Origin of the sequence: Arthrobacter sp. StoSoilB22 (assembly GCF_019977315.1) — a bacterium.
In the GTDB taxonomy this organism is placed as follows: domain Bacteria; phylum Actinomycetota; class Actinomycetes; order Actinomycetales; family Micrococcaceae; genus Arthrobacter.
Window position 1 is genome coordinate 230,507 of record NZ_AP024652.1, and the last position, 18,142, is coordinate 248,648.

The window sequence follows — 18,142 nt, forward strand, 5'->3', positions numbered from 1 at the left end:
GCGGACAGGTGGGTTAGCGGACAGTCACCAGGTGGCTGGCGGGGTCGTACCGGAAGGTGACCGGGCCGCCGTCGTGCTTCAACGCGATGTTGCTGCCGTTGGGGGCTCCGGCCAGGCCGTAGTTCTCAGCCCAGGAGCCGTTGATGGCGGCCTTGAACTCGTAGCTGCCGGCGGCCAGGTTGGGCACGGAGAGCTTCCAGAGTCCGTCAGCGGCGTCCAAGGACAACTGGGCCTGGGCGCAATCGGGCATCCAATCGCCAGCGCAACCGAGCTCGGAGTTCAGGCTTCCCGGCACGGAAACGGCTGCAGGCTGCTGGCCCGCGGTGACTGCGCTGATGAGATTGGTGGCGTGGTCGTACAGGAACGTGACGGCGCCGCCTGTGTGCGTGAACGCCACGTTGGGGCCGTCGAGCTCACCGCCTGCGCCGTAGTTTTCGTCCCAGGTGCCGTTGAGCGCAGCCTTGAACTCGTACGTTCCCGCGGGAAGGTTGGGCACGCTCAGCTGCCACAGCCGATGCGTCGGCTCGTAGCTCATGAGCCCCTGTTCGCAACTGGGCTGCCAGTCCTCGGTGCAGCCCAACTCGGTGTTGAGGCTGCCGGCCACGGTGACAGTTTCAGGTTGCGTCGGCTCACCCACCACGCCGCTCTTCGGCTCGCTCGCCGACGTCTGCCCGCGGTTGTCCAACACCACCGCGCGGTACTCCACCGAGGCCCCCGGCTCCAGGGATGACACGTCATGGAACACCTGATAGGGGGCGTTGTCATCCGTGCCGATCGCCGTCCACTCACCACCAGCCGTGCGCGCTTGGAACGTGACCTCATAGAACGAGTTACCGTCGACGTCGGCCGTTACCTTCAGGCGGCTGGCGTCACCAGCTGCGGTGACCGGCTTCTTAAGCACGACGCCGGGCGCTGCCTTGGACTTGGCCAGTCGCCCCGATGCTTCATACACCACAGCGGAAAGCGGCGGTACGGTAACGGCCAGTGTGGCGTCCTGTCCGGTCTTGATGTTCTTGGCGGCGTCACCATAAACCAGTTTGAACGGCTGTTTCGCTTCATATGTGGGGATCGCCGCGGTCTGGGCTGTCTCGCTGTTGTTCACTGCCACGATGTACTCGCGCTGCTCTTTGGCATCAATGCGTGAGAACGCGTAGATGCCGGCGCCGTCGGCTGCGTAGCGGTTTTGCTGGGCACCGCTTCGGAGCGTGGGGTGTTCAGCTGCGAGGGCCGCGAGTTCACTGATTTTCTTGTACAGCGGGTGCTGGGTGTCGAAGTTGTCAGTGGCGTGCGTGGAGCTGGTCCCCAGGAGATCATCATCCAGATACTCCTGGACCTTGCTGGCGAACATGGTCTGCCGCGAGTCCTGGTCTCCGCCGGCCCCGGTGAAGCCTTGCTCGTCGCCGTAGTAAATCACGGGGTTGCCGCGCGAGAAGTACATCAGCTCATGGGCGAGCTCGTCGCGTTCCACCAGTTCGGCGTCGGACGCTCCCGGGTTGTCCTGGGCGATGAAGGTGCCGATGCGGCCCATGTCGTGGTTACCCAGGAAGGTGGGCAATTGGTAGACGTTGGAGTCGGCGTCCGTGTACCAATCATCCCCGTTGAAGAAGTCCGCCAAGCCGGTGGCTTTGCTGCTCTGGGACGCGAAGCTGCGGGCTGCGCCTTGGAACCCGAAATCCAGCACGGCCTGCATCTGGTTCCTGGTGGTGAACTTGGACGTGATGCTCTTGGAGGTATCGAAGACCTCGCCGAACATGAAGAACTCGTCCTTGCCCTGTTCCTTGGCGTAGCTGAGAACCTGGGGTCCGAACTGCTGCCAGAACTCGTCATTGACGTGCTTCATGGTGTCGATGCGGAAACCGTCGATCCCGAAGTCGCGGATCCAGGTTTTGTAGACGTCCATCATTCCGTTGACCACTTTGGGGTTCTCGGTGAAGAGGTCGTCCAGGCCGAAGAAGTCGCCATAAAGGGAGTCCTCGCCGGCAAAGTTGGTGTTGCCGCGGTTGTGATAGAGCGTGGGGTCGTTCAGCCAGGCCGGAACCTTGACCTCTTTCTCCGCGTCCGGGACCACAGGTGTGTACGGGAAGGACGTTGCGGCATCCAGGGCCGGGAAGTCTTGCGTTCCCGCGTAGTCGCGGTCATCGAAGACCTCGCCCGCAGCGGTTCGGTAGGGCTCGGTTTCTTTGGAGATGTAGGGCGCCGAGGCGGTTTTCTGGTACTGGATGACGTCCGCGGTGTGGTTGGTGATGATGTCGAAGTACACCTTCATGCCACGGGCGTGGGCGGCGTCAATGAGCGTCTTCAGCTCGGCATTGGTGCCAAGGTGGGGGTCGATCTGCGTGAAGTCCGTGACCCAGTACCCGTGGTAACCGGCTGAACTGTTCGCCAGGGTGCCGTCGCCTTGCACCGCCTTGTTCTTGAAGCTTGGTGTGAGCCAGAGGGAGTTGGTGCCCAGCCCCTGGATGTAGTCCAACTGGTCTTGGAGACCCTTCAAGTCCCCGCCGTTGAAGAACCCCTTACGGCTGGGATCGAAGCCGGACACCATCGGATCGGAACCCAGCCCGCCGTCGTCGTTGGCGGCTGTGCCGTTGTTGAAGCGGTCGGCCATGACGAAGTAGAAGTTCTGATCGCTGATGCCGCCGCGGATGGAGTGCTGGGCGGCGGGGTCGGGCGTGGGGACGGGAGCGGCGTCTGCGGGGAGGACGGCCGAGGCGGTAAGTACCGCCGTCGTCATGAGGACGGCGGCGATCCGGTTCAGTGGTGGGCGCTGGGGGCAGTCGTTGGATCTATAGCTGCGAGATAGCAAGTGATGAAACCTTCCGCTAAGCGACAGTGCTGTGGCATTTAGGTGTTGTGGGACAAGTCACAACTGTAAGCGCTTCCGTATGCTTAATCCACGGGTTGCGGGTATTTCGAATTGTGAAGGACCCCGCTAAAACTCTTTTTCTGGAAGCGTTTGCATGCGCTCTACCCGAAATTGTGCAGGATTTTCACTGTGCCTTTGCATGGCCACATTCCAAAACGCTATGCATCCGTCCATAACCAAGCCCGTGTGACTTGCATAGGGTTGAAGAGATCTGCTTCACAAAACACCCCCGATCTATCCCCAAGGATGAGTTTCAACGATGAAGAGCATCGCCCTCCTGCGCGAACGAGCCACCCGCGTCATGCCTACCGGTTCCCACTGCCCGGCGTCGGGTCTCTGGAGCCCGGACTCCGATCCGGATGCCGTCCAGGTTTTCGCGGAAGGCCACATCCTCCCGGCCCACCAGGGTGTACCCACCGTCTGGCGGCGCCGCACCGCCGCTGAAGCGTCGGCATGACCAGCACCATCCTGAACAGGCCCGCCGACTACCGCCACGTGCCGGCGGCCGAGTGGACTGAGCTCGCCGCGGGCGATCCCGTATGGATCTACGACGTCGCGTGGGGCGCCGGGACCGGCCGCGTGGACGATGTTTCCAAGCACCAGGAACTGCTCTGGGTCATCCTCGAACCAACCGGCCGCAGGCTCATCTGTGGAACGGACGACGTCGAGGTCTGGACAGCCTGAAAAGACCCGCCGAGATGGCACAACATGACAATGTCTGAGCGGATGATTGTCATCAAGTGCCATCTCGGCGTCAGTTAACCGGCGGGGACCAGAACGCTGGGAGAGCCCGTCTCCACACGGCTCACGGGACCGTCCGGCAGTCCGGTTGCCGGGTCCAGCCTGAAGCTCACGACGTCGTCCGAGCCTTCGTTGGCGACGTACAGCCAGCCTTCGCGGACCAAGTGGTGGCGCGGCCACTCACCGCCGCACGGTACCTCCCCGACGGGCTCCAGTTCAGCCCCGCCGTTGGATACCTTCACCACGCAAATGGAGTTGGACCCGCGAACGCCCACATACGCGAAACGGCCGTCGGGAGACAACGCGATCTCCGCTCCGGCGTCGCCTTCTTTGGCACCCGTGGCGCTCGCCGTAACTATGGTTGCCAGCCTGTAAGTACCGTCCGGTTCCATCTGAAGTGCTGCCACTTCCACTGAATATTCGGTGTCCACCACAACGGTTCCGCTGTGATGGCGGGCCATGTGCCGTGGCCCGGAACCCTTGGGCAGGATCACCTGATGATCCAACTGCAGGCCTTCGCCCGGCGCGTACCGCCACACCCTCACCAGGTCATGTCCCAGGTCCGTGGTCATCACACGGCCATCCGGCAGCATCAGGCTTGAGTGCGCGCGGCTGGGTCGCTCCCCGTCCGGAGTCGTTGCAGAGTGGGGATCGACGGCGGCTGCCGCGTTGGTGCGCGAGGTGATGGCGCCGTCGTCGTCCAGTTCGTAAAGGATGACCTGACCGTCGCCCCAGCACGTTGCCACAATGAAACGTCCCTGTGGATCAGCCGCCACGTGGCACGTTGCTTCACCGGCGGGCCAAGGATCGCCGAAGGCCTCCAACTCAGCGTCGCCGGTCCGGCGGTACGCCCGCACGGTCTTACCTTCCTCGGCGACGGCGTAGACCACCGGGAGCGTCGGATGCAGTGCGAGGAATGATGGTGAGTTGGCGGGGACCGCCAGGCCAAGGGACGTCAGCTGGCCATTGTCATCAGCCGAAAGTGCGGCGATGCCCTCGCCCTTGCCATTCCTGTCGGCAGTGTACGAACCAACCCAGATCAGTGTTTCCTGGCTAACCATGGTCAGTGGCCCTGAACGTCGGAGTCCACGCCGGCGTCCGGACCGGCGTCGAGGGTTTGAAGCCTGGTGAGGTCATCGGGGTCCAGTTCGAAGTCGAAGATGTCCAGGTTCTCCCTCATGCGCTGCGGATTGGAGGTCTTGGGGATGGCCACCAAGCCCTGCTGGACATGCCAGCGCAGCACCACCTGGCCGGGTGTTTTACCGTACTTTTCGCCGATGCCGGCCAGCACGGGAGCATTCAAAAGATCGCTGCTGGCACCCAGCGGGCTGTAGGACTCGGTGATGATGCCATGTGACTGGTTGAAAGCCCGTGCAGCCGTACGGGGAATGGAGGGGCTGACCTGGATCTGATTGACCGCGGGCACCACATCCGTTTCGCGCAACAGCTGATCCAGGTGGGCCGGCTTGAAGTTGGAGACACCGATTGATCTCACTTTGCCCGAGCTCTGCAGCTCCTCAAAGGTCTTCCAGGTGGACACGAACTCACCGCGGCGGGGGAGCGGCCAGTGGATCAAAAGGAGGTCTACATACTCCAGGCCCAAGCGTTTCAAGCAGCCGTCCAGCCCTGCAACGGCCTTTCCGGAACCCTGGAATTCACCATCTAATTTTGTGGTGATGAAGAGTTCTTCGCGACTCACCCCACAGGCACGGATGCCGTTGCCCACGCCCTTCTCATTGCCGTACTTCTTTGCGGTGTCCACGTGCCGGTAGCCGTGCGACACCGCCTCCACCACGGCATCGGCAACCTGGGCATCATTCAACGGCCACGTGCCAAGGCCCAGTTGGGGGATCTTGTGGCCGTCGTTGAGTTCAATGAGCGGGGCAGATGTCATGCGCGCACATTCCTTTCGTAAAGCCGATCGCATAGCTCCATATAGTCCTCGAGAACCACCTGCAGCTCAGGATGCTGATCATGCCATGACACGATCTCTCGCGCACCGTCCGCGAACGGAATCGTGGCCCGGTAATCAGGGACAAGGGCTTTGATTTTGGAGTTGTCGAACACCACGGAGTGCGAGCGGTCACCCAACAGGTTGGGGCCGAGCTCGGGACTGTGGGCTGCAATCGTGTCCGAAGAAACGTGGAACAGCTCCGGTTCGTCCACCCCGGCTGCCCGAGCAAACAGGCGGTAAATCTGGTTCCACGGCAGGAACTCGTCCGAGGTAATGGTGTAGCTCTCGCCCACAGCTTGGGGCCGCCCCAAGAGACCAACAAAGGCCTTGGCGAAATCCCGGCTGTGAGTCAGCGTCCAGAGCGACGTGCCATCACCGTGCACCATGATGGGCATCCCCGCACGCATCCGGTGAATATCGGTCCAACCGCCCACCATCGCGATCTTGGTCCGGTCATAGGTGTGGGAGGGCCGGACCACGGTCAACGGGAAGTCCAGCTCACGGTAGGCCTCGTACAGCACCTCCTCGCAGGCGATCTTGTCCCGCGAATACTGCCAGAACGGGTTCTTGAGGGGCGTCGATTCCCGGATAGGCAGTGTTGTGGGCGGCTTCTGGTAGGCCGAAGCGGAACTGATGAAGACGTACTGTCCGGTCCGCCCGCGGAACAATTCCAACCCGGCCCGCGCCTGATCCGGGGTGTAGGAGATAAAGTCCGCAACGGCGTCGAACTCCCTTCCCTGAAGTACCTCACGTACAGCGGCGGCATCCCGAACATCCGCGTGGAGCACTTCCGCCCCGTCGGGGACCGGCCGCCCGGCTGACCGTCCCCTGGTGAGGATGGTCAGCCGGTGGCCCAGTGCGACGGCGCGTTCAGCCGCCGCCGCACTGATGACTCCCGTGCCGCCGATGAACAGGATGTTCCGTGGTGAGACGGTGTCCGCCGCAGGCTGCAGGCTGCTTGCGGGATCGCTCACCAGGCGTAATCTTCGGGGGCGGGGCGGTGGCCCGGGAAGATGTCATCCAGCCGCTTGAGGGCATCCTCGTTCAAGGTCACGTCCAAGGCGCGGATGCCCGCATCCAGCTGCTCCTGGGTACGCGGCCCAACGATCGGGGCCGTGACCGCAGGCTGGTGGAGAAGCCAAGCCAACGCAACATCCCCGGGTGCGTGGCCCAGTTCGTCCGCGAAATCCTCGTACTGGCGGATTTGCTCCTCGTGCTTCTTGAGGGTCTCCAATGCCCGGCCCTCAGCGCGGCGAACACCCTGCTCTTCCTTTTTCAGCACGCCACCCAACAGCCCGCCCTGAAGCGGAGACCAAGGAATCAGGCCCAGGCCATAGTTCTGCGCAGCCGGAATGACCTCAAGCTCCACTTCGCGCCGGAACAGGTTGTAAATGGACTGCTCACTGACCAGCCCGGTGTAGTTCCGCCGGCGCGCCGCTTCCTGCGCCTGGGCGATGTGCCAGCCGGCAAAATTGCTGCTGCCAGAGTAGAGGATCTTGCCCTGCTGGACGCCCACCTCGATTGCCTGCCAAATCTCGTCCCACGGAGTATCGCGATCAATGTGGTGGAACTGGTAGATGTCGATGTAGTCCGTCTGCAGCCGCTTAAGGCTCGCATCCAGTGCCCGGCGGATATTGAGTGCCGACAACTTGGACTCGTTGGGCCGGTCCGTCATAGTGCCGTACAACTTGGTGGCAAGGACCGTACGCTCGCGGCGCTCGCCGCCCTTGGCGAACCAGCGGCCGATGATTTCCTCTGTCCAGCCGCGGTGCTCGGTGCCGCCGTACACGTTGGCGGTGTCAAAGAAATTGATGCCCGAGTCCAGTGCGGAATCCATGATGGCGTGTGCCGTTGCCTCCTCCGTCTGCGGACCGAAGTTCATGGTGCCCAGGCAAAGACGGGAAACTTTCAGGCCGGAACGGCCCAGGTGGGTGTACTGCATGTGGTTGAGTCCTTTGCTTTGTTCGTGGGGCTTTAGAGCTGGGTGAAAGCTGCGACGGCGGGATCGGAGCCGATGCGCGCGCCTGCCTCCAGTGCCGTAATAGCTGCCAGCTCCGATTCGGTGAGAGTGAGATCGGCTGCGCCGAAGTTCTCACGCATCCGCTTGGAGTCCGCGGACTTGGGAATCACGATGGTCCCCTGGGCGAGGTGCCAGGCCAGGATCACCTGTGCAGGAGTAGTGCCGTGGGCGGCGGCTACCAGCGCCACTTGCTCCGCGTTCAGGTCCTTGCCTTGGCCCAACGGGCTGTATGCCTCCACGGCGATGCCCAGGTCGCGGCACTTGGTGGCGAGTTCGGCCTGCTGGAACGTTGGGTGGACTTCGATCTGGTTGACGGCCGGGACCACCTCTGCCTCCTTGAGCAGTGCGTTCACGTGGTCGGGAAGGAAGTTGGAAATGCCGATGGCCCGGATCTGCTTGTCCTGATGCAGCTTCTCCATCTCCTTCCACGCCTGCGTGTAGAGGCCCTGCGAAGGGACAGGCCAGTGGATCAGGTACAGGTCAATGACCTCAAGGCCCAAGGCGTCGCGGCTGCGTTGGAAGGCGTCATATGCCTCGCCCTGCTCGCCGTTGCGGAGCTTGGTGGTGATGAAAAGTTCCTCCCGGGGAATGCCGGAGGCGGCAACAGCAGCACCTACTCCGGCCTCGTTGCGGTACGCGGCTGCGGTGTCGATGTGGCGGTAGCCGGCTTCCAGGGCGTCTTCCACTACCTTCTGCGTTTCTCCTGCAGCTACTTGGAAGACGCCGAATCCAAGCTGGGGAATGGTGACGCCGTTGTTCAATGTCAGCTCTGGCATGACGGTCTCCTTCGACGGAACGATTACGGTGGTGACACTCCAGAAAGCGTTTTCGGAGGCTCTGTACCGAGCCTATTCACTTTTGGGGTCAGAGTCAGCAACCCAGCGTGATCCTGTTTTTCCTAGGTCTGGTAGTCCTACCCACAATGGTGGTCTTTCACACGCCTCGAACGGCAGAATGGACGGATGGGTCAAAGCGCCGAGTTCGGTAAGTTCCTCAAAGTCATGCGTGCCCGCCTCTCGCCCGAGGACGCCGGAGCGCAGGAGAACAGTGGTGCCCGCAGGGTGCCCGGACTCCGACGTGAGGAAGTGGCCCGGCTTTCCGGAGTGAGCACCGACTACTACACACGTCTGGAGCAGGGCCGCAACATCCACCCGTCCAAAGCGGTCCTCGACTCGGTGGCCCGGGCACTTCGACTGGACGCGGGGGAGCATGCGCACATGATGGACCTGCTGGAGCACTGCGCCAGTTCCGCAGGCAACCCAGGCCCGGTTCAAAAGGTGAGGCCCGCACTCCGGCAGTTGCTGGACGCCGTGGGAGACGTACCAGCCATGGTGTTGGGGCGGCGGGCGGACGTGCTGGCCGGAAACCGGATTGCTTACCTGCTCTTCACCGACTTTCCGTCACTTCCGGCTCCGGAACGGAATTTGACGCGCTGGATCATCCTGGATCCCGCGGCGGGGCAGCTGTTCAGGGATTGGAAGACCGTGGCTGCTGAAGCTGTGGGTGCCCTGCGCATGGATGTGGGCCGCCACCCCAACGATCCCCAAACCAACCAACTGGTGGGAGAGCTCGCCGTGCACAGCGAGCATTTCCGGCAATGGTGGGCCGGGCACAGGGTGGCCTCCAGATCCGCAGGCACTGTGCGGTTGCACCACCCGATCGTGGGCGACCTCGAACTGAACTTTGAGACGCTGAGTCTCCCGGACGACCCCGACCAGATGCTGAGGATCTATTCCGCGAAGGCCGGCTCGCCGTCGTCGGACGCTTTAACGCTTCTCAGCTTGGGTGACGTAGGCACCGAGCCCGTCAACGCACCCGAACCCGCACGCCGAGACGGCAGTTAATGACAATCCGGAACTGTCACTAACTGCCGTCTCGTGGAGAAGGTCATCAGCGCTTAGGCTGTTCAGCGCTCCAGGCGGAAACCGAGTTTGATGGTGACCTGCCAGTCGGCTACTGCGCCGTCTTCAAGGTGGCCGCGGATTTCCTTGACCTCAAACCAGTCCAGGTTCCGCAGGGTCTGGGAGGCTGTTGCGATGCCATTCTTGATCGCGTCGTCAACGCCTTCGGTGGAAGTTCCTACAATTTCGGAAACGCTATAGGTGTGGCCGGCCATGGTGCTCCTCATCAACGTCATACGAATCTTTGGAAATTTCAGGCCCGCCAGGCAGGCCGTTCATGCAGACTAGCCCACGGATCACCGTGCGGCCAGAGGTGGTGCAGGCTTAGCTTTCGCGCCAGTCGTTGCTGGTGATGTGCGAGCCTGCCTGCGGTCCCATCTGCAGCATTCCGCCATCCACTGGCCACGAAGCGCCGTTGACATAGCTGGAGGCCGGTGAGGCGAGGAACGCGATGACGGCGGCGATTTCACGGGCATCTCCGGGTCGGCCCAACGGGACTCCCGGCCGTTCCTTTTGCCTCGGATCCTCGTCTTCCTGGCCCGTCATGGGAGTCGCGATTTCGCCGGGTGCCACGTTGTTGGCGGTGATGCCGTACTGGGCGAGTTCCAATGCCATGGTCTTGATCAGGCCGCCCAGGCCATGCTTGGACGCGTCATAAGCCGAAGCCCCAACTCTCGGCTGGAACTCGTGGACGCTGGTGACCGCGATGATGCGCCCACCTCGGCCGGCTTTCACCATGCGCTTTGCTGCCGTCTGCATGGCCACGAAAGCGCCGTTGAGGTTGGTATCCAACGTGGACATCCACGTGTCGTAGTCCAACTCCAGGAACTTGGTGCCGTCCCCGGTTCCGGAGTTGTTGACGAAGACGTCCACGCCGCCAAGTTCCTCAGCCAGATTGTCAATTGCTGCGGCCGTTCCACGGGCATCCCTGGTGTCCAGTTGGTGCACCACTGCTTTCTGGCCCAGACCGCGGACCTCCTCCGCAGTTTCCTCAGCGCCCTGTTGGTCCGAGTGCCAAGTGATCCCCACATCCATGCCCGCCTTGGCCAACGCCACCGCGGTGGCCTTTCCTATGCCGGAATCCGATCCTGTGACGATTGCGGTCTGCGGGGAAAATGGTTCGTCGCTCATGGCGTTGCCTTTCGGTCGGGTAGTCGTTCCGATGATTTATCCCTACCCCGTGATTCCGGCCGTAAACACTCCCGGCGCAAAAGGGTCATCCCGGTGCAGGGTGATCGAGTGTAGATTTCTTGCAGCAGCACCCAGCAAATCCCCACAACCAGGAGTACTCATGTCAGAAGTTATTGTGGTCGGCGTTGACAACAGCGAGACGGCCAAGCGCGCAGCAGTGGCAGCAGCGAAGCTCGCCACGGCACTCGGCGCCGAGCTGCATGTGATCAGCGGCTTCTCCGATGACCGCATCGAAGAATTCGGCAGCGGCAGCGACCGCATCACCGTTTCCTCGGCCGACTCCGCGGAATACGTTGCCCGCAAGGTCTCCGAAGAGCTGGACGTCCCTGCCGGCAACATCAAGTACTTCGCAGCCCGCGGCACTCCGGCCAACGCCCTGATCAACTACGCCGAGACCAACAACGCCTCGCTGATCGTGGTGGGCAACAAGCGCATGAAGGGCCTCGGCCGCGTCCTGGGCAGCATCGCCAACAGCGTGGCGCACGGCGCTCCCTGCGACGTGTACATCGTGAACACCGACGTCGAGGCGTAGCCACCCATGTAGGTAGCAGCAGTGCGCGTTTTGAGCCCTCAAAACGCGCACTGCTGCTACTTAGTTGGACGTGCCGTTCAGCACCACCACGTTGGAACGGCTCACTCCGCTGCCCCTGACCAGCAGGACATGCCCGGGCTGAGGGGTGTCGGACGTGACGGTGAGGTCCCGCAGGGCGGAACCGTCCGCAGCCACCAGCAAGGTAACGCCTTCGCTGTTGCTCAGGACCACATCCTCCGCATTTCCCGTTGCCCCGGCCAGGGTGATGTTCCGGAGGTCACCCCAGATAACCGAGGGCTCGTGGTAAATTCCCGGTTGCAGTAGCACCGTGACAGCTCGTGGGTTATTCGCAGGGATTGCGCCAACGGCCGCCCGGATGCTGGCAAAATCGCCCGTTCCGTCCAACGCCACGGTGATGACGTCCCGAAGCGCCGGCTCGGTCCCGCCCAACGGTCCTCCGAAAGCACGTACCCGCGCCGGAACGGCCTTGGTGGGCGTCAGGTCATAGGAGTAGGGGACGTCGAACGCCATGCCCCGTTCCTGGCCGGTGTTCCCGGTGCACTCCTCGAATACGTTATGACGGGCCACCAGCGCACCGCCGGGCCCCTGGTGGTGAAGCGGGTCCCGGACATCCCGGAAGTAGTTTCCTTCCACCAGCAGCAAGGCAGCGTTCCGCCCGAGCATGCCGTAGCTGGAGATGTTCTCCAGATAGTTGTTGTAGACATGCGAGGCTGCCGTATTGTCCAGGCTGGCGTTGCGCTGGTGCGTGTTCCGGATCCAGTTGTGATGCAGCGTCACCCGGGTGACCACGTTCTGCGTCCAGCCCTCTCCGAGGGCCTTGTTGTGGTCTGAAAAGACGTTCCAGGACAGCGTGACGTTGTCGCAGTCCTTGCGGATATCCACCAGGCCGTCGCCCAGCCGGGTGAAATGCATGTGGTCCACCCAGACGTGTGTGCTGGTGTCCACCTGGATCCCGTCCCTGTCATTGTCAGGCCGTTTCCCCACAAAGTCCCCGGGGATGTAGGAGTCCCGGACCGTGAAGTTTCTGAACACGACGTTGGCGACATTGACCAGTTTGAAACCCGCATTGACTACTGCGGCCCCTGCGCCTGCGCCGAGGAAGGACTTGTTGGAGGTCACTGTCAGTTTCTCGTACTCCGCGAACACCAGTTCGCCGTGCAGGATCACCACCAGCGGCTCGGCACTTTTCGCGAAAGCCCGGAGTTGTTCCGAGGTTCTGGCGTGGACCAGCGTGCCGCCCGCACCACCAGTAGTGCCGTCGCGGCCGTGGGTTGCGACGCCGGCGAAACCCTCGGGTGCCGACGTCCAGGAACCTCCGCTCCCGCGGTTCACCGGCAACCTGGCTTCGCCCCAACCGTGGGGATCGACGCCGGATGGGGCACCATCAGTGGCCGGCGCCGCCACTGCTGGGCTGAAGAGGCCGGTGGAGGCCAGAGTGCCAGCTGCGAGTCCAGCGGTTAGGAGGGTCCGGCGTCGAATGTTCGGTTTCTGTGCGTCCGCCATCTCAAGCGCCTGCCGCCGGGGTCCAGTCACCGAGGAACCTGTCCTTCGTGAATTTCAGGGCCTCTTCCGGAGTGAGTTGGGGGTGGAACTCGTTGATGTATGCACCCGGCCCGGTGTTGTTGAACTCAGCAAAGCGCCCCTCGGTCCAAGCATGCCCACTCATGTCTGACCAGCCCTGCTTAGCGATGTGACTGCCCAGGTTCGAGTCCCGGATGACGGCCATGGGGTGCGCGTTGGGGTCGCTGCTGGCAAACCAAGGGCGTCCCAAGCTGACGGTCCCGGGTGCGGCGTCCGAAGTGAGGGTGCTGTCCACGATCAGGAAGCCGTAAGGGTTGGAGTCCTTGGTGCTGGGTGCCACGATGTAACCGTTGTTCGTGTCGCTGCCGCGGTCCAGCGAATGGATGGTGCAGCCTTCAAACACTGCGGTGCCCCGGCCGTAAAGGAAGTCCACGTCACCTTCTATGTAGCAGTTTTTCAGGTAGGTGCGGGCAGTGGCGTCACGGCCGGTGGTGTCAGCGAGGTAGGTATCCTGGTTGCCGAGGAACCTGGTGTTGTCGAAGATGACCTTGTCTGCCACCGTCCGCACCGCGAGGGCCTGGCTACCGCCGTGAACGGCCTCGTCATAAGCGTTTTCCACTGTGAGGTTCCGGACCGTGGTGTGTTCGGCCAGGACGTTGAGGGTGGCACTTCCGGCCGCACCCCAGGTTCCGCCGAAGAACTTTGCTCCGTTTGCAGGGGTGTCGTAGGAAATGACGACGTCGGCCGGGTTGGCTGTTGCTCCTTGCAGCGTCACGTTGGGCCGGTCGGCCCAGACATTCACCGCTTCCCGGTAGAAGCCGGGCTCGATGGTGATGGTCCGGGGTTGTGTGTTGCCCACAGGAATCGAACCGATGGCCGCCTGTACGCTGCCGAAATCGCCGGTGCCGTCCAGCGCGACCGTGACCTCCGTCGTCGTGCTGGGTGCTTTGTTTTCGCGGGGTCCGGCACTGCCGGTGACCAGTTCGGGAACCCTGGAGGAGTCGTCCTTGGCGTATGAATAGAACTGTGTGGGGTCGAACGCGATGCCCACGTTATCCTTGCGGCCGCGGGTGGAATCAAAAACGTTGTCACGGTTGACGATTTCCGTGGCAGGGTCCTTGGCCACCACGGGATCGGCAACCGAGGTGAAGTAGTTGCCCTCCAGGACCACCTTGGCGGCGTTGCGGCCCATCATTCCGTACTGGCCAATGTCCTGCAGGTAGTTGTTGTAAACGTGCGCAGCCGCTGTATTGTCCAGGCTGAAGTTCCGCTGGACAGTGTTGCGGATCCAGTTGTGATGGATGGTCATTTTGGTGACCGCGTTGCTGGTCCAGCCAACGCCCAGGGCTTTGTTGTTGTCCGCGAACACGTTCCACGAGTAGGTCAGGTAGTCCGAGTCTTTGCGGGTATCGATCATGCCGTCGCCCATGCGCTCGAACTTCATGTGGTCCACCCAGACATGGTGTGAGGTGTCGAGTTGGATCCCGTCACGATCGTTGTCCGGGCGTTTGCCGTCCCAGTCGCCGGGAATGTAGGAATCGCGCACTGTGAAGTTCCTGAAGATCACGTTGGACACGTTGATGAGCTTGAAGCCGGCATTGACCAGCTCCACGCCCGCGCCCGTACCGATGAAGCTCTTGTTCGATGCGACCGGAATCTTGACGTAATCCTGGGCCATGATGCTGCCCTTGAGGAAGATCACCAGCGGCTCCTCGGCAGCGGCATAGGCTGTGAGTTCCTCCAGCGAGGACACGCTCACGTGCCTCCCCGCCTGGCCTCCGGTGGTGCCGTCCAGGCCGTTGCCGGGAAGGGACGCGAAACCGTCCGGACGTTGCTTCCACAGGGCCGCCGGTGCCGCCGGTGATTCTGTGCCGCTGTGGATGGGCTCCGCCCTGGCAGGCACAGCGGTAAAGCTTCCAAGAATGACGACGGCGGTGGCCGCGCCGAGCAGGCGTCGCAGGCGCATGCAAAACTCCTTTGTCTTGTCTTGTTGGTGTTGCTCTGGGGGAGGGGCCTACTTAAGGCCGGTGGTGGCAATTCCGTTGATGAGGTATTTCTGCCCTGCAATGAAGAAACCGATGATGGGGGCGATGGACACCACTGACATGGCGAACATGGGGCCCCACATGCTTTGTCCTTCCGAGTCCATGAAGGCGCGAAGGGCCAAGGGAACGGTGTAGAGGTCCTGGTTCTGGATGTAGAGCAGCGGACCAAAGAACTCGTTCCATGTGGAGATGAACGTGAAAATAGCCGTGGTGGCCATGGCCGGCACGCAGAGGGGCAGAATGACGCGGATGAAAGTTCGGAACGGGCCGCAGCCGTCAATCTGGGCGGCATCGTCCAATTCCTTGGGAAGAGACTTCATGAACTGCACCATGAGGAAGATAAAGAAGGCATTGGTGGCCATGAAGTTGGGGACGATCAGCGGCAGGTAGGTGTCCAGCCAGCCGAGCTGGGAGAAGATGATGTACTGCGGAACCAGAAGAACGTGGCCTGGCAGCATGAGTGTTCCCAGCATGAGGGCGAAGAACAGCTTCCGCCCGGTGAACTCCATCCGCGCGAAGGCGTAAGCGGCCAGTGCGCAGGAGAAGATGTTGCCGACGATGGAGAAAATCACCACGATCATGGAGTTGATCAGGTAGACGTGGAACGGCTGGTCCAGCGCGGTCCAGCCCTGGGCGTAGTTGGAGAAGTCCCAGTTTTCGGGCCAGAGACCCAGCTGCCTAAAAATATCGTTGCTGGGCTTCATCGAGCTGGAGATCAGCCACATCAACGGATAGAGCATCACCAGCCCCACCAGGCAGAGAATCAGATGCCGTGAGAAGCGGGAAACCGGGGTTCCCGTCAGGGCGTCTTCGGGTTGATCCTGCTTGGCCAGCTTGCGCTTGAGAGGTAAATCAAGGAGTGCCATGGGGTTGCCTTAATTGTCGTAGAAGACCCAGAACTTGGATGCGATGAAATTGATGGCCGTGAAAATCGCGATGATCATCAACAGCAGCCAGGCCATGGCCGAGGCATACCCCATCTCGAACTCGGTGAAGCCCTTCTGGTACAGGTAAAGGTTGTAAAACAGCGTGGAATCCGCTGGGCCTCCGGTACCCCCGCTCATCACATAGCCCTGGGTGAACGTCTGAAACGAGCCGATGAGCTGCATGATGAGGTTGAAGAAAATAATGGGGCTGATGAGGGGCAGCGTAATGCTGCGGAACTGCCGCCACTTGGACGCCCCGTCAATCGAGGCAGCTTCGTAGTACATCCCGGGGACCTGCCGCAGGCCCGCAAGGAAGATCACCATGGGGGAGCCGAAGGTCCAAACATTCAGCACAATGAGGGTGCTCAGCGAGAACTGGGGGTCGGTCACCCACGCCGGGCCCTGGATTCCGAATAATCCCAGGAACCCGTTGACGATTCCGTCGTTACCGAAGATGTAACGCCACAGCATCACGATTGCGACGCTCCCTCCCAAGAGGGAGGGCAGGTAGTACACGGAGCGGTAGATCGAAAGTCCTTGAAGGCCCCGGTTCAGCACCAAGGCGACCAGCAAAGCAACAGCGAGGGATATGGGCACCGACACGAAGGTGTAGATGAACGTGACCTTCAGCGACTGAATGAGCCTGGGGTCCTCGAACATCGCCTGGAAGTTCGCCAGCCCCACAAAGTTGGGCTCGGTAAAGAGGTTGTAATCCGTGAAGGCGAGGTACAGCGAGGCAAAGAATGGGATGACGGTAAAAAGCATCCCCAGAAACCAGGGAAGCAGGAAAAGATACCCGGAGCGCTGCTTCCTGCGCCGGGACGGGCGGATGCGCTGCTTACCGCCCGCTGCGGCTGCGGCCGGGGCGGCGCCAGATGGTTGTTTGATCAGAACCGACATAGCGCCACGACCCCCTCGTGAATAGCTGCAGGCTTACTTGTTGATTGCTGCATTGCTCTTCTCCATGAAGGTCTTGGCCGCATCCGCGGGGCTGATCCGGCCGAACTCCACTTCAGTGGTGAGCTGCTTGAGGGTATCGGCTACAACACTTGCGCCTTTCGGATAGACGTAGGCGGGCGGCAGATCGTCTTCCTGAATGGAGGCCATCATGTCCACAAACGTCTTATCGTCAGCGCTCAGCTTGGGCGTGATGGCGTCCGCCACCTCAGGGTTGATGGGGACACCGCGCTGCGTGAGGACTTCGGCGGCACCTTCAGCGTCGTTCGTCAGGAAGTCCACCAGCTTGGCGGCCTCCTTGGGATGCTTGGACTTGGCAGCGATGGACCACAGCATGGTGGGATCTGCGGAGTAACCGCGGCGCTCGCCCGTGGTTTCACCTGGAATGCGGAGCAAGACCACTTCGCCCTCCACGGCCTCGTTGTAGCCCCGGAAGTTGTTGATGGGGATGATCTGGGAGGCGACTGTGCCCTTTGCCAGATAGGACTGCGCGGGGGATCCCCCGATTTGCTCGAAGAAGCCAGCTGGTGGGTATCCGCCTGACTTCCGGAGGTCCACGCTGTACTGGAACCAGTCCTCTATGGTCTTTTCGCTGACGCCGAGCTTGTTGTCTTTCGTATAGAAATCTTCGCCTCGTTGGCGAGCCAGAATGATGGGCCCGGTTTCCGTGGCGACGTCGTAACCGGCGCCGTAGACCTTGCCTCCGGTTTTCTGGGTGACTTCGGTGGCGAACTTGGCGTAATCCTCCCAGCTCCAGGTTTTGTCGTCCGGGATGGTGACGCCGGCCTGGTCCGTGATGGTCTTGTTGACCACCATGCCGATGGTGGTTACTCCGGTGGCGAGACCGTAGAGCTTGCCGTCAACCTCGCCGCGACTCAGCGTGGTTTCCGGAACCTTGTCCAGGTTCAGCTCGGGGAAGGACTTGAGGTCGGCGAGGGTGCCGCGCTGGGCGTACTCCAAGAGGCTGCGGTTGGCCATCGCCAGGACGTCAGGCGGGTTGCCGCCTGCGAATCGGGTGGCCAGTTTGTCTGCGTAAGGGGCACTGTCCTGGTATTCGGTTTTAACGGTGATTCCCGGGTTCTTCTTTTCGAAGATCCGCAGTGCAGCTTCCGTCATCTTGGCCCGGTTGGCATCGCCCCAGAAGACGAAGTTCAGTTCCACGTTGCCGCCGCTTCCGGAGGAGGTTGCGCCACCTCCTCCGCAGGCGCTCAGGGCCAACCCGGCCGCGACCACCGCGGCGCCCAGGACCAGCCTGCGCGGGATAGGAGTGCTTGCTGTCTTCTTCATCGAATGACGCCTTTCTGGTGCCCGATCTTCGGGCATGGATACAAACTCGCTGAATATTTAGACGGAAACTTTCCGGTGTACGGGCGTGGGCAGCATTGCTTAGACCATCACAGCGACCCAAGAGTGAGGTGAAAATTACTGAGTAAACGATTTCTAGCAACGAATGGCTGTGACTGTCAACAC

General features: G+C 61.8%; 17 protein-coding genes. 4 read left to right on the forward strand and 13 right to left on the reverse strand.

Translation table 11 applies throughout. The features are described 5' to 3' along the window. Positions 1-13: 13 nt before the first annotated feature. Complete coding sequence (locus LDN70_RS01115; RefSeq protein ID WP_223942571.1) at positions 14-2,731, reverse strand: alpha-amylase family glycosyl hydrolase; 2,718 nt, start codon at positions 2,729-2,731, stop codon at positions 14-16. Positions 2,732-3,122: 391 nt separating this feature from the next. On the opposite strand from LDN70_RS01115, the gene LDN70_RS01120 reads away from it, so the two are divergent. Together LDN70_RS01120 and LDN70_RS01125 are read left to right on the forward strand one after the other, a co-directional pair. Further along, a complete protein-coding gene (locus LDN70_RS01120; protein ID WP_142937096.1) occupies positions 3,123-3,320 on the forward strand; it encodes a hypothetical protein in 198 nt (65 codons plus the stop codon). After that, entirely contained in the window at positions 3,317-3,547 is a 231-nt protein-coding gene (locus tag LDN70_RS01125) for a hypothetical protein (RefSeq protein ID WP_142937095.1), read from the forward strand. The genes LDN70_RS01120 and LDN70_RS01125 overlap by 4 nt, the downstream gene beginning before the upstream one ends. A gap of 74 nt (positions 3,548-3,621) precedes the next feature. Here the strand turns inward: LDN70_RS01125 and LDN70_RS01130 are convergent, their stop codons facing one another. From LDN70_RS01130 to LDN70_RS01150, 5 genes are read right to left on the reverse strand one after another with little or no spacing between them, the layout of a single operon-like run. Further along, positions 3,622-4,665 carry a lactonase family protein gene (locus tag LDN70_RS01130; protein WP_187697069.1) on the reverse strand — a complete coding sequence of 348 codons (1,044 nt, stop codon included), beginning with the start codon at positions 4,663-4,665 and terminating at the stop codon, positions 3,622-3,624. Between the two features lie 2 nt (positions 4,666-4,667). Continuing rightward, positions 4,668-5,498 carry an aldo/keto reductase gene (locus LDN70_RS01135; RefSeq protein WP_223941455.1) on the reverse strand — a complete coding sequence of 277 codons (831 nt, stop codon included), beginning with the start codon at positions 5,496-5,498 and terminating at the stop codon, positions 4,668-4,670. Then, positions 5,495-6,532 (reverse strand): NAD-dependent epimerase/dehydratase family protein, encoded by a 1,038-nt coding sequence (locus LDN70_RS01140; protein ID WP_223941456.1) that lies wholly within the window; start codon positions 6,530-6,532, stop codon positions 5,495-5,497. The genes LDN70_RS01135 and LDN70_RS01140 overlap by 4 nt, the downstream gene beginning before the upstream one ends. Continuing rightward, positions 6,529-7,500, reverse strand: a complete 972-nt coding sequence (locus tag LDN70_RS01145) for an aldo/keto reductase (RefSeq protein ID WP_223941457.1) — start codon at positions 7,498-7,500, stop codon at positions 6,529-6,531. Before LDN70_RS01145 ends, LDN70_RS01140 begins: the two co-directional genes overlap by 4 nt. Before the next feature lie 32 nt (positions 7,501-7,532). After that, positions 7,533-8,354 (reverse strand): aldo/keto reductase, encoded by an 822-nt coding sequence (locus LDN70_RS01150; protein ID WP_223941458.1) that lies wholly within the window; start codon positions 8,352-8,354, stop codon positions 7,533-7,535. A 186-nt stretch (positions 8,355-8,540) separates the two neighbouring features. Between LDN70_RS01150 and LDN70_RS01155 the strand changes: the two genes are divergently transcribed. Then, positions 8,541-9,422, forward strand: coding sequence for a helix-turn-helix transcriptional regulator (locus LDN70_RS01155; RefSeq protein WP_166841019.1), 882 nt, complete (start codon positions 8,541-8,543; stop codon positions 9,420-9,422). A 62-nt stretch (positions 9,423-9,484) separates the two neighbouring features. Here the strand turns inward: LDN70_RS01155 and LDN70_RS01160 are convergent, their stop codons facing one another. Next, positions 9,485-9,694, reverse strand: a complete 210-nt coding sequence (locus LDN70_RS01160) for a dodecin (RefSeq protein ID WP_011773002.1) — start codon at positions 9,692-9,694, stop codon at positions 9,485-9,487. A gap of 109 nt (positions 9,695-9,803) precedes the next feature. Beyond that, a complete protein-coding gene (locus LDN70_RS01165) occupies positions 9,804-10,610 on the reverse strand; it encodes an SDR family oxidoreductase (RefSeq protein ID WP_223941459.1) in 807 nt (268 codons plus the stop codon). Positions 10,611-10,770: 160 nt separating this feature from the next. On the opposite strand from LDN70_RS01165, the gene LDN70_RS01170 reads away from it, so the two are divergent. Next, on the forward strand, positions 10,771-11,202 hold the full coding sequence (locus LDN70_RS01170) for a universal stress protein (RefSeq protein WP_011773004.1): 432 nt from the start codon (positions 10,771-10,773) through the stop codon (positions 11,200-11,202). Positions 11,203-11,262: 60 nt separating this feature from the next. Here LDN70_RS01170 and LDN70_RS01175 read toward each other — a convergent pair whose 3' ends face one another. Genes LDN70_RS01175 through LDN70_RS01195 form a run of 5 tightly spaced genes read right to left on the reverse strand, consistent with a single transcriptional unit; the run spans position 11,263 to position 17,959 of the window. Then, entirely contained in the window at positions 11,263-12,726 is a 1,464-nt protein-coding gene (locus LDN70_RS01175) for a pectate lyase family protein (protein ID WP_166841023.1), read from the reverse strand. Position 12,727: 1 nt separating this feature from the next. Further along, entirely contained in the window at positions 12,728-14,710 is a 1,983-nt protein-coding gene (locus LDN70_RS01180) for a pectinesterase family protein (RefSeq protein WP_223941460.1), read from the reverse strand. A 48-nt stretch (positions 14,711-14,758) separates the two neighbouring features. Continuing rightward, a complete protein-coding gene (locus LDN70_RS01185) occupies positions 14,759-15,655 on the reverse strand; it encodes a carbohydrate ABC transporter permease (RefSeq protein WP_062070981.1) in 897 nt (298 codons plus the stop codon). A 9-nt stretch (positions 15,656-15,664) separates the two neighbouring features. After that, complete coding sequence (locus LDN70_RS01190) at positions 15,665-16,615, reverse strand: carbohydrate ABC transporter permease (protein WP_166841027.1); 951 nt, start codon at positions 16,613-16,615, stop codon at positions 15,665-15,667. Positions 16,616-16,648: 33 nt separating this feature from the next. Further along, on the reverse strand, positions 16,649-17,959 hold the full coding sequence (locus LDN70_RS01195; protein WP_223941461.1) for an ABC transporter substrate-binding protein: 1,311 nt from the start codon (positions 17,957-17,959) through the stop codon (positions 16,649-16,651). Positions 17,960-18,142 lie beyond the last annotated feature (183 nt).